At 59.6% G+C, this 15,754-nt stretch carries 4 protein-coding genes (1 of these 4 cut by a window edge); 3 read left to right on the top strand and 1 reads right to left on the bottom strand.

The genetic code is table 11. The features are described from left to right. The first annotated feature begins 39 nt into the window (after positions 1-39). Genes ACFQDI_RS02890 through ACFQDI_RS02880 form a run of 3 tightly spaced genes read left to right on the top strand, consistent with a single transcriptional unit; the run spans position 40 to position 3,101 of the window. Positions 40-1,011, top strand: coding sequence for an ABC transporter substrate-binding protein (locus ACFQDI_RS02890; RefSeq protein WP_377163214.1), 972 nt, complete (start codon positions 40-42; stop codon positions 1,009-1,011). Continuing rightward, positions 1,008-2,390 carry a sensor histidine kinase gene (locus ACFQDI_RS02885; protein ID WP_377163212.1) on the top strand — a complete coding sequence of 461 codons (1,383 nt, stop codon included), beginning with the start codon at positions 1,008-1,010 and terminating at the stop codon, positions 2,388-2,390. The genes ACFQDI_RS02890 and ACFQDI_RS02885 overlap by 4 nt, the downstream gene beginning before the upstream one ends. 36 nt (positions 2,391-2,426) lie before the next feature. Continuing rightward, on the top strand, positions 2,427-3,101 hold the full coding sequence (locus ACFQDI_RS02880; protein WP_377163210.1) for a response regulator transcription factor: 675 nt from the start codon (positions 2,427-2,429) through the stop codon (positions 3,099-3,101). Between the two features lie 392 nt (positions 3,102-3,493). On the opposite strand, the gene ACFQDI_RS02875 is transcribed toward ACFQDI_RS02880, so the two are convergent. Then, on the bottom strand, positions 3,494-15,754 hold the 3' portion of the coding sequence (locus ACFQDI_RS02875; RefSeq protein WP_377163208.1) for an autotransporter-associated beta strand repeat-containing protein. It continues 17,823 nt past the right edge of the window; the window shows 12,261 of its 30,084 coding nt (coding positions 17,824-30,084); its start codon lies beyond the right edge, outside the window — the gene reads right to left on this strand; it ends in the stop codon at positions 3,494-3,496.

Here is a 15,754-nt window from a genome sequence, read left to right as displayed (position 1 = left end):
AAGTGGACATGCTGCGCCGCTTTGCTGCATGATGGCCGGATGAAAGACCCGAAGGCACTGCTGCAACGCTTCCTGCCCCTGCTGTTCGCAGCACTGCTGCTGACAGTCTCTTTTTTCCCTTACCAAGAGAAGAAAAACCGGCTGAGAGTCGTGCCCGGGCTGGGCACAGCGGCGGAGTCCCTGCTAGTGGCGGGAGATCTGCAGAAACTGCCCGCCAATCATTTTCAGGTGATCGAGATTCCCTGGTCGTCAGCAGTGGTGCGGGCGTTTGGCAGCGGCGCTGCTGATGTGGCTGTGGTAACGCTGGACTCTGCCGTGCGCATGCGGGAGGCGGGCCAGAAACTCAAGGTGCTCAAGGTGCTCTGCAGATCTGCAGGTGCCGATGCAGTCATTTCACACGGCGACATTCTCCGGCTGCAGGATCTCAAAGGGAAACGAGTGGGCGTGGAGCGCAGCGCAGGCTCCTACCTGATGGCCAGCGCCCTCGAAAGCGTCGGCATGACCATGGCAGACATCGAGCTCATCCCCATGTTTCAGTCTGAGATGGAGCAGGCGTTGCAAGTGCGGCAGGTGGATGCGGTCGTTATCACCGAGCCCTGGCTTACGAAGCTGTCGCGCGGCAGCATCCACCGCCTGTATGACTCCAGCCAGCTCAAAGTTCCCATCATCTATCTGCTTGTCGCTTCCGAACGGGCCTGCACATCCTCCCGTGAAAACCTGCTGTCACTGATCAAAGTCCAAAGTGAAATGGCAGACAGCATATGGTCCGGGCGGCCGTTTCCAGGGATGGATGCTGTCCTCAGACGTGAGAACCTGAGCGCAGAGGAGCTGGCAGAATGCCTTGGACGGCTGCACACGCTGGACCGTGCAGAAAATGAAAAAATGCTGCGCCTGCTCCCTGAGCTGGCAGGACAGACCGAAGATCTCATGCTCCGCCATGGCATCATCGTGGCCAAGCCGTCTGGTGGCGAATGGATCGACACCAGCTTTATCAAGGAGGCTCTTCCATGAAATTGTTTCACTCCATCCAAAGCCGCATCACCCTGACAGTGCTGTCGTTCGGGCTGCTGATGATCCTGTTCAACAACTGGAGAAATCAGGACTGGCTGGTGGATCGCCGTCTGGCACGCCTGGAACAGGAGGCCACCGAAACCGGCAGCCGCCTGGCCGGTCTGCTGCAGCATCTTTCCCGCAAGCAGCAGCAGCGTGCCGCCGAACTCGAGATGGCCTATGTGTCACTTTCTCCGGACGTCGACCTGGGACTTGTCTGCAACAAGGAAGGTGTCGTCACGTGCGCCACACACATGCAATGGCAGCAGATGGACGTCCTGAAGACGCCCCTGGCAGACGAGTGGCGGCGGCATGCCTCAGTGCTTCAGACCATGGTGCCCGTCTTTGCATGGAACGCAGAAAAGACCTCCCTGGTGGCGATGGTGCCATTCTTTGAAACCTATGAGTCCACCAGCCGTGCGGCGGTGCTGATACGCTATGATGCGACGCTGGCGATCGAGGATGTGCGCGAGGAGGCCTGGCAGGAGTCTCTGCGCCAGGCCGGTGTGCTGCTGTCCCTGTGCCTGCTGCTCTGGTATGCGCTGTACGAATTCATCACCCGCCGTGTGCGCAGGGTGGTGGAGATCCTGCGCTCCGCGAGCTCCAAGGACGGCATCCTCATGACCTTGGAGGGGAATGACGAACTTTCCATGATATCCGAAGAATTTACCGGAGCTGTGACCAAGCTGCGCCGGGCGGAAAACATGGTGCTGGAAGCTGCCGAGCAGGAGCGCAGAAAGATCGGCAAAGATCTGCATGATGACCTGTGCCAAAGACTTTCAGCGATCAAGATGAAAGCTGGCGTCGTGCAGGGCATGCTCCCGGAAAAGGACGGCAAAATCGCCGCCCTGGTAGGGCAGATGGCGGAGGATCTCTCGGAGTCCACGGTGATCGCCCGCAGCATGGCATGGGGGCTCGCGCCGGTGGGAATCGAAAATCATGGATTGAAGGATGCGCTGGAGAATGTGCTTCGATTTGCCGAGAAATCGTACATGGTGAAGTGCTCGCTCGACTATTCTGATTTGAGCCCCGCACTGACCGGAAGCTCGCAGGAGCTGCTGTTCCGCATTGCCCAGGAGCTGGTGGTCAATGCCTGCAAGCATTCCAAGCCAGATGTCATCAACATCACCGTCAGAATGGAGGACTCCTGCGCTGTGCTCAGCGTCATCCATGACGGGACGCCTTTCGCTGAGTCTGCTGAGACACAGGGGCGCGGCATGGGGCTCATTCTCATGAGCCAGAGGCTGCGCACACTCTCCGCCACGCTGGAGAGAACTGTGGAAAGCGGTGAACGGGATTTCTCGATTGCCATTGTGCGGATTCCGCTAAAGAATCCATGATATAAAAAAGCATTTCCCCCATTGAACCGCGCACCAATGAAAACCAACACCCCACAAGCACCCATCCGAATTGCCATCGTGGATGACCACACCATGATGCGCGAAGGCTGGAGACTTTTCATTGAAAACGCCGAGGATCTGGCCTTTGCGTGGATGGCCGGAGATGCCTCAGAAGCCGTGCGTAAAGTGGACGAAGACACCCCTGATGTACTGGTGGTGGACATTTCGCTGCCGGACCGCTCCGGGCTCGAACTCATCAAGGATCTTCGCCTCTTGCGCCCCAAGCTGCCGATGATTGCGATCTCCATGCACGATGAAAAGCTTTACGCACAACGCGCGCTTAAGGCGGGCGCCCGCGGCTATGTCATGAAAAGCGCCCCACAGAAGGTGCTGGAGCAAGCCCTGCACCGCGTGGCTTCGGGTGGCATTGCCGTCAGCGAGGAAATGTCCGAAGAAATTTTGAAGGCCTTCTCCTCCGGCAATGCCACGGAGTCCAAGGACTCCATCTCCGAACTGAGCGACCGTGAGTTCGAAGTCTTCGTGCTCATCGGCCAGGGCAAAAACACTGGCCAGATCGCCGAAGCCCTGCGCATCAGCACCAAAACTGTGGATGTGCACAAGATGAACATTCGCGCCAAGCTGGGCATGAACGAGACCGGCGAGCTGGCCTACTTCGCCATACGCTGGGCAGAAGGCCAGAAGACCAACTGATACCGCAGGCCGTTGCTGACGGACCCGCTCCTCAACCGAAGAAGGGCCGCTGGCTTGAGATCTTGACCGGCTTTATGCGAAAACAGCAGCGGAAGAATGCTGCTCTGCAACGCCAGCGCACTGAAATCACCTCAGGCATCTGGATAATTTCCAAAGAGCAAGAAGCAGCGAGTCTTGGATGTTCGCATTCAAACAAAGGCCAGCCCTCATTTAAAGAACTCGTCGCGCCTTCCAAAAGCCACGGATGGTGAGCATGCGGCGGCGGCACTTTCCGCCAAGCATTCAGAGACACCCGGCAGAGGCGGGCACCTCCTGACCTCCCGCCTTAGCAGGCAGGTCAGGCACCTGCCTGCGGCCCGCAAACCGCGTGAGCGCGCGAGCCTGGGCGCGCATCAAATGACCGAACGGCGGCGACGGCGGATGACCAGGCCCATGAGACCAAGCAGCAGCAGCAGCAGTCGTCCGGGTTCTGGGACAACCACGACGATGATGCCCTGACTGTCAAAGAGGCTCACATCCCACCGGAAGCCTGATCCAAGTTCAAAGAGATCAAGATCCGTGCCCGTCTCTGCACCAGTGCGCAGCAGACCGCCGTTGTAGGCGACACCGCCGACATTGTATGTCAGATCAGCACCCGTCCAGTCGAGGAGCTTAAACACGTCTCCAGCTGTGGCATTGTAGCCATTGTTGACGAGGGTGATTTTGGAACCCGTGATGATGGTCAGAGTTCCGCCGACAACGATCTGATCGTGCTGTGCGGTGGTGACAGGGTCATTGAGCATGTGGCTGTACGTCGGATCTGTGGCGAGCGCACTCACCCAGCTGCCATACCCTGCACTGTCATATCCGACGGCATTCATCGCAGTGTAGCTGGAGCGCTGGGCCTGGAGTGAAATGTCCGAGGTGGCGCCGAACGTTGTGTTTGAGGCAAAGGTCAGCGTACCCATGGTGGTGCCTGCCTCATCCCCGGGCCTCAGATTGCCAAGAATGAGCGAGGTGCCCTGAATCTGGCCGGTACCAGCCACCGTGGTGCCGACGGCGGATGTGAAACCGGCTGCATTGGCGGCACCGGTGTCCCCCACCCCGTTGCGTCCCACCTGCAGGATGCCGGCAGAGACTGTCGTCGTGCCAGTGTAGTCATTGTCCAGGGTCATCGTGGCCCAGCCGTTGCCAGCTTTCACCACATTGAGCGCTGCGGAAGCCGTCGGGCTGGCACCCGGAGCGAAGAACTGGCTGTTCAGAGTGCCGTCACGGAATTTGGCGTCCCAGAGCACTTCTGTCGTGCCGGGTGTGCTTTGGGTGATCGTGAGCGTGCCCTGTGTGGCTGCGGCGTTTTCGATGATTTCTGTGCTGCCATTGGTGCTGGCGCTCATCGTGCCGGTGTCTCCGGTGAAGGGGCCGACTCCTCCGTTGGTGCTCAGAGAACCAATGACACGGCTGCCGCCACCGATCTGCAGGATGGAGTTGTAGCCCATGTCCACATCATTCGCAGCCGAGAGCGCCTTGTCGTTTTCGAGACGAACGATGGTGGTCTGGTCCTGGTCGTAGCCCGTGTTGGCACTGATGCGAACATCCCCCGTCCAGCCGCTGTTGTCAGCCTTGAGCACAGCGTAGTTGTAGGTGCGGCCACTGGTGTTGTCGTTAGCACCCCCTGTGTCGTCACCAAAGAAGGTGATGTTGCCGCTGGTGACTGCGCCGTCGATGAGCCTGCCGTTGAAGTTGACGTAGTTCTGACTGCCGCCGTTCTCAGCAGCGTCATTCATGTAAACGAGGAGGCTGTCGTTCAGCGTGATGTCGCCGTTGATGTTGATCAGGTTGCCATTGGCGACCGTTTCAACGGAGAGCTGCTTGGTCTGCGTGGGATTGTAAACCACATTGATGTTGTGGTTGATCTCGACGGTGTAGTTCTGAACCTGATCCTGGTTCTGGATCACCAGTCGTGCCGTTCCCTGACGGTTGTCAGCACCCAGGGTGATCGTCTTGCCCGTCAGGTAGCCAGTGCCAAAGACATCCGCCTGGACAGTGCCATAGACGGTGCCCTGCAGAATGGTCAGGTTTCCGGTCCAGTCAGGATTGTTCGAGCGGAACTCCATCTGGCCCAGGCCATCCTTGATGATGTCGCCGTTTCCGGTGAGGAAGCCCGCACCGTTGCTGAAACGAACGACCTGACCGCTGACTACATCAAAGGTGGTGGTGCCTTCAAGTGTGATGACGCCGTTCAGATTCACCGTGCGGAGGGCCGGGTTGGCAAAACCTGACGGTGTGGTGACATTCGGATTGAGCGAGCCGACAGTGACATAGTTGCCGCCTTCAAAGGTGATCCATTCTTCAATGGTCCAGTCCACGGCCGCATTCATGGCCCCCATCTGGATGGCCAGGTTCGTTCCGGTGCGGAAGATGGTGCCATCCGCGAAGGAATTGTTGGTGCCGAGGATGGTGGAAACCTGCGTGGCCGTGGCGGTTGTGTTGTCACCATTCAAGCGCAGGGTTCCCTGACGGATGTCGAGCAGGCCTTGGAAGCTGGCGTTGTTTCCGGTATTCAGCGTGCCTTCCAGAGTCAGCGTACCCGCGCCAACCTTGACAAGGTCACCGCGATACAAGGCGGTGGAGGCGAGTGTTCTGACACGCAGCTCAGCCGCTCCATCGACCACGTCAATGACGCCGCTGCCGCCTGTCACCATCACACCGCGGTTGCCAAGGTCTGCATAACCGGTGCCGGTGAAACGCAATGTGCCGCCGCCGAAGGTGATCTGATCCACGACGGCCGCCCCGGGATTGACCCCGAGCTGGGACACATCGCTGATGGAGAGGATGGCACCATCAAGGAATGTCTTGCCCGTGTAGCTGTTGGCACCATTGAAGACCACAACGCCCGTGGTGCCAATGGTGGCGGCATCCACCGAACTTGGGCCGGCGATGGTCACATTGATCGCGCCGGTGATCGGCACGTTCACATTCAGGTTGCCGGTGCTAAACTGATGGAAAACAAGCTCGGAAAGCCCGCCCGTGGTCGTCAGAGCTGCCCCCGCGCTGCCAATGATGGTCTTGTTGGCTGCGCCGACATTGCTGCTCACCAAGATAGCGCCGCCCGAGGAAGCAATGCCAGTGCCGGCGACTGTCAGCACGCTGCTGCCGAGATCGACCACGCTTTCCGCGTTGGCGTCAAACCTCAGGGTGCTGATGCTCAGCGCCGCGCCACGAGTCCCGCTGAAGCCCGCACCGCCATTTTCGGAGATGTTACCGTTCAGCGTCCAGCTGCTCACATCGTTGTTGTAGTCGCTGGCGACACGGATGGTGCCAAAAGAGGCGACGTCATTGCCACTGGCGCTGACCACCATGGCAAAGTCCGTGGCGGTGCGCAGCTGGGTGCCATAAGTCATCCATGCAATGACGGCATCCTTGAGCGCCGCATTGGAGGTGGCATTAAAGTCCAGAGTGATCTGGGCGATGCCGCCAGCAGCGCTGTCTTCGACCAGGTTGGCCGTGGACCCGAGCGCACGGGTGAAGTTGCTGGTGGTGTTATTGGCGTTCGCATTGCCCATGTTGATGGTCATGTTGCGAGCCGTGCCTGTGTTGGTCGTGCGCGCCATGATTTCATTGCCGCCCAGCGTGAAGTCCACCACCCGGATGGCCGCATTGTTGGTGGCAAAGGCGGTGCTGGTATTGGCGTCAGCGCTGGCCAGGGCGATAACCGTGCCGCCATCAAAGCGGACATTCTGGTTGCCCACCAATGCCTGCACTGTGGTGCCGGTGTGATTGAGCACCAATGTGCCGCCAGCAAGGACGAAATTGGAGTCGGAAGCGGATGCAAGACCGGTGTTTTGCAGGATGACGGTGCCGCGGCCCTGCTTGAGGAAGCCAAAATTCGGAGCCGTGGTGCTGCCGGTGTTGCCGGTGATCACCTGGTTGAACACCACGGTGCCGCCGCTCTGGGCCTGGAGGTTTGCCACGATGCTGCCCGTCACCAGCGAGCCGGTGCCGGTGCCAAAGGTGACGGTTCCCTCTTCATTCAAGCCGCCCACGTACTTGGCTCCGGTGCCCACCATGGACCAGGCAGCCATGTTAAAGAACTGGCCATCACGGGTCAGGAAAAGCGAACTGAAGGCATTCCCGGTATTTCCCATGACAAAGCCCTGCATGCTTGTGCCACCGTTGATGGCAAAGGAGGTGGTGTTGGAGTCGGCGTTCGGAATCCGGCTGATGGCGGTGTTGGTCCAGAAACCGGTGCCGTCATTGCCCACAGCGTTCGGATCATAGGTGATCATCATGTTGCCACGGATCAGAGTAAGACGGCCGACAGCATTGTACTGCTGCTCGAAGATGAAGGCCGTTTGATCATTTCCTGGGGCAAGATTGACACGCAGCACCTCATTCTCGTTTGTCCGCACACCTGCGAGTGTTGGTAGAGTGGAGATCGTGTCGGCAATCGGGATGGCGTTGCCGTTTGCGTCCAGCTTGTCCCCAAAGGTTCCACGGAAGATGAAGAGCTGGGTCAGTTCACCCGATGTGTCAAACTGCACGATGCGGGAGTCGATCTGGGTGATGTCATTGGAGATGGCGGTGTTGCCACCGGCAATGTTGCCATTGATGATGGTGTTGCTGTTGCCATCCAGACGGATGCGAGGCGTGAACAGAGCCTGGCCGGCCAGGTCCACGTTGTCGATGGTGATGTTGCCAAAGTAATTCAGCGTGCGGCTGAAGTTGCGAAGGATCTGCTGGTCGCCCGAGAGCACACCCACGTAGATGTCTTCGCGCGCCGTCTTGCTGCCGATCTGCACACCGGAATTGGCACTAAGATTGCCGTTTCCGGTGATGACGACACCATTGCCTGCACCGCCGGCTCCGAGGCCGGAGCGGCCATTGGCCACCTGCAGGTCGCCATCGCTGATCGTGGTGATGCCCGTATAGGTGTTGTTGCCCGCCAAAACCACCTGGGCCCAGCCCGTTTTGAGCAGCCCGCCGGTGCCGATGATGTTCGAGCGGATGTGCAGTGTGCCGCTGCCAATGGCGCCCGTTGTGGTGGCATAGAAGCCGTTTTGAGAGTTCAAGATCGCTTCACGGCTGCCGAAGTCCAGGTTCCCACCCAGGATGTACGTCGCCGCATCCGCAGTATTGCCCACCGTGAAGGTGGCGCTGCTGATCATGCCTGACGAAATGCTCAGTGTCCCGTCAACATAAAGCAGCACTGCATGATGGTTGGTGTAGGAGGTCAGGGCCGTGGTGCTGTTCACGCTGCCGCCTGAGCCGTTGCTGTCAAAGACAGGTCCGAAACGCAGGGCGTTGATCGTCGTGCTCTCCTTCATCACGGTTGCCAGATCATTGAGGCTGACATTCTGGTTCAGCCCCAGGGCGGTGCTGTTGCCCAGAAGCCCGCCGGAGGCCGTGAAGTATTCGGAGTCATCCAGCGGGCGCAGGTAGCCGCCGTCATAGGTCATGAAATTGCTGCCGCCCAGATACTGAAGGTTGCGCTGCTGGTTCCAAAGGTCGCTGATGTTGCCATTGTTGAAGCCGAGGATGCGCAGATCGGTGTCCAGCCCCAGCGGAATGATGCCCCCCAGAATGCCGATGGCGATCTGCTTGTCGGTGGCCATGGTGTTGTTGCCAACCAAGTCGGTGCCGAGCGTTCCGACGGCCACACGCACGCTGTCTCCCACAGCAGATGTGCTGAAGGTTGATGTGGCGTCCAAATCCACAAACCGCACGACTCCGCCAGCTGAGCGGTTCAGGGTGTTGATGGTGAGTGTCATGTTGGCGCCAGCACCATCGGTCGGGTAGAAATCAATGATGTTCGTTCCGGTCAAGATGTTGACGGTCCCAAGAGTTTCCGTGTTGTTGACGGTGCCTCCGCTGAGGCGCAGCCAGCCGTTGCTCATGCTGGTGATGGCATTGTCATTGATGCGGTTGTTGTTGTTGCCGCCGGTGACACCGGAGGTCGCATCAAGACGATTGGTGTTGTCCAGGGTGATCATGCCACGGCGCTGGAGGTTGATGTTCGTCACCCCCGAAAGCACGCCGTTGGCACCATTGAGCGTCAGGCCCCACTCGGCCCATCCTTCAGCCTGCCCCTGAGTGGTGTACGTCACACCATTGATGGTGTAAGCGTGGCTTTCCCAAGGCAGGGCGGCGTAGCCATAACGCAGCACGTTCAGGTCTCCGGTGAAGGTGTTGTTGGCCGTCAGCCGAAGCTCGCTGAAGCCGATCTTGGTGAAGCCGCCGTTGCCTTGAATCACACCGCCAATCACCAGCTTGGCTGCGGGTGACTCAGTGGTGTTCCCCTGCTCTACCACAGAATAGTTTCCGATGGAGTCGGAGATGATGATGTTGCGGTCGGCAGTGCCGGAGAGTGTGAGGTTGCCATCGAGGAAGGTGGAACCGTCCTGAATGGTGAAGAAATCGACCTGCAGGTAGTTGTAGCCATTGTTGGCTGCCGCGATCACGCCGTTCATCGCGATGTTCACCGTATTGTGAGTGTTGAACTGGTTTTCAAAGAGCAGGCGCGCGCCCGTGTTGGCTCCGAGCCCCAGCCCAGGGTTGGTCACATCAGCCTGGGTCTGACCACCGTAGCCGATTTCAATGCCGTTGATGATGTCGGTGCTCTGGATGCCGTTGTCCGCGATTGAAGCGGACACTTCATGGCGGAAGCGGACGCTGCTGCCGCGGATCAGCAGCTTGTCGAGCGCGCTGGAGAAGCTGACGTCTGCAAAGACCATGTTGTCACTGGCGTTGCGTCCGCCGATGATGGTGAGGGTTCTGTTGTTGCCTGCGATGACAGGGCGGTTCCGGGTCAGCGCCCCATTCAGGCCGTTGGCGTTGCTCAGGTTGGTATCATAGGTGCCGATGACAAATGCAGAGCCGTTGGCCGTGCCGCCGCTGTTGATCGTTGCATCACCATCGAGAGTCAGGAAGGAAATCTGACCTGTGCCTGTGGAGTTGCGCAGAGCCCCGGTGCCGTTGAATCCTGCGCCAGTGATCTTGAAGATTTCACGGAAAGGATCGCTGTCATCTCCAAGGTTGAGAGCCTGGCCGCGAAGATCGACCGAGGCACCGTCTGCGACGACTGTTTCGTTGCCGACGCCGAATGCCCCCAGCGCACGAGTGCCCCCGACATAGAGGATGCCCTCGTTGACCATGATCTGGCCGTACAAGGTCGGCGTCTTGTTGATGCCTGTGTAGCCATCATAGACGTCGGAGAAATTATTGGCGCTGATCTGCAGGATGCCGGCGCCGGTCTTGGTGAAGCCGTTCTGCGCATAGACAATGCCGGAGATGTTCAGGCCGACGCTGGTGGAGGTGACTGGCGCAACAATGTTGAAGGTGAGCCCCGCAGCAGTGGTGTTGTTCATGCTCTGCTTGCCGCTCAGCGTGCCCGCAGCAGCAGCCAGCGTGGTGACGGTGGCACCGTCGTTGTAGGTGATGAATTCACCGATGTTTCGACTGTCATTGAACTGTAGAATGCCGGTGCCACCGATGGTGGTGATGCCACGCACGTTGCCGAGCGCATTGTTGTTCAAACCGACCTGGATCGTGCCGCTGTTGACGATGATGTCGCCGTAGAAGTTGCCGTTGTCGTCATCGAACAGCAAGACGCCGAGGTTTCCGACATCGAGAATGATCGTGCCGTCACCGGTGATGATGCCGGTGTTGTAAACGGCGGTGTTGGTGGTGAGGAAGCGGAGAGTGGAGCCTGCCCCCATGTTGATGACGTTGCCCTGCGGTGAGAGGCCATACCCGCCGAGGAAGGCATTGGTGGCAACAGAGGGCGCAGCAGCGGTGCCGCCCACCTGGATTTCGCCCTCATTCAAATTGATCGCTCCGCTGAAGGTGTTCAGGGCATTGAGGTAAACGATCCCGGTGCCGGACTTGGTCAGAGCCTGTGCTCCCGAGTTGTTCTGAATGACTGCATCGATCTGAAGCGCCCGGGTGCTGTTCTGCAGGATGATGAGAGCCTCCAGACCGGCCGTCGTCGCCGCATTCTGCAGGAAGCCATTGCTGATGATGACGTCTCCCGAAGTCACATTCGGGGTCACAAGCAGGCCGCCGCCGGTCATGGCCAGAATGCCGCCGCCCAGATCAAGGGTGCCGCCAGCGGCGGTGTTGAAACGCAGCGTGTTGGCTGCGGTGCCCGTGATGGAGTAATTGGTCACGTCCACGTTGTTTGTGGCACCGTAGGTGTTCACACTGTAGGCCGTGTAGGCGGTCACTGCACCGTCGCCGCCATTGGTCGAGTTCACGGCCCAGTCGGTCTTGCCCACAGTGGCGTAACCGATGCCAAGAATGCCATTCGTGTTGGTGGTGTCCACCTGCGCGATATTCGCAGCCCCAAAGTCGATGGTGCCCCCGGTGTTGCGGGTGATGGCATTCATCCTGAGCACCGAGGTCCCGCTGGTGCGGATGACCGCGCTGGAGCCTGGAGCGATGGTGGTGGCGCTCACCACTTCGGTGTGGCTCCCGCCTTTCAATTCGATCAAGCCCCCGGACGTGCCGATGATCTTGCTCTGGCCAGGCACGTTTGCATCGACACCCACAGTCGTCAGCGCGGTGATGGTGCCCAGTGTCAGGGCCGCGCCATCTGCCAGCTTGCTGTTGTTGTTGGTGCCGTAATCAAGAACCAGCCTGCCGTCGCGCACCACTGTCTGACCGGTCCAACCGGAGCCGTTGACACCGGACAGGATCACTGTGCCCTTGCCAAAGATGAGCAAGGTGCCGCTGCCTGTGACTGAGGAGGTGGCGTTGTTGAACTCCACGGAAGCTCCGGCGTCGACGGACAAGCGTAGCTGGTTGCTGATCGTGAGCAGACCGGTCAGAACACTGGAGCCGCCGGTGACGCCAATGCCGCCGTCTGTCGTGGAGTTGGTGATGTTGTTGGCCAGGGTGATGCCGCTGCGGATTTCCAGGCCGTTGCCAGACGCTCCATTGATCGTGACGAGGCCGGTGCCCAGCGCATTGCCGGCAAGGATGGCCAGCGTGCCTGCAGTGATCGTGGTGCCACCCGTGTAGGTGTTTCCTGCGCTAGGTGCGAGAACCCACATGCCACCGTCCACTTTCGAGAGAGAAGTGGCACCACCCTGATCCGTGATCTTGAGGCTGAAGGTGTTGTCTGAGATCGTGGAACCACCCAAAGTCAGGGTGCGGGCTCCGCTGCCAGTGAAAGCGATGGCGCCCGTATTGCTGAATGTGAGAGTCGGCGTATTGGTGCCTACGACGGTGCCGGAGGCATTGATGCGTGCCGCAAGAGCGCCAAGGCCCATGGTGAAAAGACGGTCTGTGCTCTGGTTTGTCAGCCCCTGCCAGGTGAGTATGCCGCCTTGATTTGCCGCGGTGTTGCTCACAAAAACGAGATTTCCTGCCGCGCTTCCTGAAGCACCGATGCCGCTGGCAAAGCCGCCATCGGCAAGATAGTAAACAGTCATGCCAGCGCTGGCGGTGGCACCGCCGGTGGCACCGATGGTGGTCACACCAAGATAAGTGTTGCTGCCGGTGGTGGTCAGTGTGGCTCCAGTGGAGGAGGACACCGTTCTTGTGAGACCGCCGCCGCCGGTGAAGAGACCGTTCATGGTGCTGCTGCCGCCGGTGATGCTGAGGGTCTGGCCGGCAAGGATTTCCGCCTCGGTCAGCACATCCCCGGTGACCGTGGCCACCGTCTCTGAGTTGATGATCCTCAGCTTCGCAGTGCCTGAGAAGAAGCCGTCTCCGCCATCAGCATTGAGGGCGACTCCGGCGCTGTCTGCGAGGGCGGCACCGCCCGCGAGTTCCAAAATCCCGTCGTTGATGGTGATGGTGCCCGTAAAGGTGTTCGCACCGCTGAGCCGCCAGGTGCCCGCACCTTCCTTGGTCACGGAAACCACATTGCTGGTGCCATTCGAGATGACCCCTGAAATCGTGTTTGTTCCCGTGTTGGAGCCGTCCAGGATCCATGCACGGTTCCCGCTGGCTCCAGACGTGAAGCTGCCCTGGAGCACCACGGCACCGGCTCCGTTGTTGATGATCTGGCCTGCGCCAGGATTTGTGGTGCTGCTGTAGGACTGCGTCCAGGTGATCGCCGTCGGCACCACAAAGGTGGTGGTGTCTGTGCTGTTGAAGATGATGGTGCCTACGGAACCCGAATTCGGCGTGATGGTATTCGTCCCCTGCGACACGCCTGCAGCTCCAATCTGGTCGGTGTTGCCATACTGGTCGTAGCGGCGACCGTCGAAGTTGTTGGTGCCCAGATCAATCGTGCGCGCAACGGTGAGATCGCCCATCTGGCTGGTGCTCACAGAGCCGCCTGCGCCCAGCGCACCGCCAAACTCCAGCATGCCGATGCCAACCGTGATCTTTCCTGAGAAGTCGTTGGCCGCATTGGTGAGAGCCCAGAGATTGGTCAGGCCAAAGCGATCGTCATTGGAAGAGGCCGGGATGGCGAGAGAAAGCACAAAGGCGCCTTCGCTGATGATGCCTGAGACCGTGTTTTTGATGGGGTTGAAATAGCCGCCGGTCTGACCAATGAGACGGAGGGTGTTCGTGGCGGTGGCTGTGAGATTTCCACTGAGAACGAGAGCGCCGCTGCCGTTGGCGGCGATGTAGTTGCCCGTCGTGTTCGTACCTGCCAGGATGATGTTTTTGGCAAACGTCTCACCAGAGCCCACATACTCAAGCCCACCCACGCCCGTGCCTGCGCCGAGGGTGATCGAGCTGAAACTTCCCAGGGCGTTGGCGAAATTGGCAGACTGGATGGCCCCGTTGCTGTTGTCCGAGAGCCTGCCCAGCTGAAGCGCCCCCGTGATGGTGTTGGTGCCATACATGGCCATGAAATTCCCGCCGCCCAGGGTCAGATTGCCCAAGCCTTGGAAAGAGCCAGCGATGAGCTGCGCACCGCTGTCATCCACAGTCAAAGTCTGACCGGCAGCAATGGTGGTGATGGCCCCGCGCTGCATGTAGAGCTGGCCAATGGTTTCTGTCATGGCAACACTGAGGGTGCCGCCATTGAGCACATGGGTGTCGTTGTCATCCTGAATGGCCGCACCGCCGGTGAGCACGACCGTCCCTTTTTCAATGTAAGTATGGCCGGTGTTGAAGGTGTTAACGCCAGCCAGCGTGGTGACACCCGAGTTCTGGAAGACCCAGACATTGTTGCCGGAAAGGACGCCGTTGTAGGTGTTGCTGGCGCTGCCGCCGAACACGATGACACCGTTGTTGACCACGTTCAGCAGATGAGTCGAGTCGGCGTTCACCAGAGTGCCGTTCATGAACAAAACACCGCCGCCCTCAGACTGAAGAACCGCCACCTGGGTGTTGGGCGCACCCGTGGTGGAGCCGATGGTCAGGTTGCCAGTGAGAGTGATGTTGCCCAGCCCCTGGCGGAGCAAGGTGGCATTGCGCGCCGTAGAGCCGTCGGTGTTGGGATTGAGCGTGATGTTGTTGGCAACGACGGTGTCACCGATCAGGTGCCAGCGAAGGTCGGTTGATCCACCCGTGGTGGACTGAAGAATGACATCGCCTGTGCCAAGTGAGCCTGTGTAGGTGTCATTGCCGATCCGCAGGGAGGTCGCGGCATTCACGGACTGGAGCCCCAGCGTGGTCGTGCCTGTGTAGGTGTTGTCTGCGGTGAAGTAAACCGTGTTGCGAGTCTGCACGAAGTTGCCGGATCCGGAGATCTTGCTGCCCAGCACCAGGTGGCCGTTGTTGGTGTTTGTGATGACGGTGCCGTTGTTGACGATCTCAGACCGGGTGCCGAGACCGCCGGCGCTGTTGTTGCCGAACTGGACAGTAGCGTTTGTGCCGATGGTGAGCGTTCCGTTGATCTGATTGGCCGCATTGGTCAGGATGAGGGTGCCTCCTGCGACGGTGCTGTTGACCGTGAGTCCAACACCCGTGGCGGACATGATCTGACCACTGACAACGTGGCCGAAGGCCGAGTTGAGATTGATGGTGCTGCCGCTGGTCAGCATCACCGGGCCGGCAAGCGTCTGCGCCGCTGTGCCGCTGAGGGTGAGTGTACCACCATCGAGATTGAGGAATTCAGTCGTCGTGCCACCACCGGCAACGTTGATGTTGAGCGTACCGCCGGTATTCACCGAGGTGAGATTGGCCCAGCGGTTGGTCACTGAGCTGGACGCGGCGCCCAATCCGGAGGTGTTCTGGATTTCCAGGGTGCCGGCACGCACGGTGACGCGGCCTTGGAAGGTGTTCGTTCCGGTGACAATGGTCGTGCCGGAGCCAAGCTGCTCAAGATTGCCAAGGCCGGAGATAACGGCGGCGATGGTCACTGAGTTGCTGCGGTTAAAGCCGAGGGTGCCGTTGTTCAGGATGGCTCCGCTGCCCACCATGCCGGCGGAACTGCCGCCAATGGAGGCGTCTCCAAGCTGAAGGTAGCCATAGCCGATGTTGACGCCGCCGGTGCCACCCATGTTGTTCGTGATCAAAGTGCGGCCACCGCCTGCGGTGGTGATAATGGTGTTGGTGCCGCCCACATTGGAGAGCACCAAATCTCCAAAGACATTGTACTGATTGAGGATCAGTTCACCGCCTGCGCCTGACGCGAGGCTGGCGGAAATGGTGGATGTATGAGCACCCACGCTGCTGCTGACGAGCACGCCCCCAGTGGCCAGAGTCACAGCCCCGGTGACATCGGCGTCATTGGCACCGCTGAAGCGGATGGTCGCGGTGTCTGCCCC

This window comes from Prosthecobacter fluviatilis (assembly GCF_042655725.1).
GTDB lineage: Bacteria > Verrucomicrobiota > Verrucomicrobiia > Verrucomicrobiales > Verrucomicrobiaceae > Prosthecobacter > Prosthecobacter fluviatilis.
Note: the sequence above shows the minus strand (reverse complement) of the source record. Positions and strands in the feature narration are given on the sequence as shown.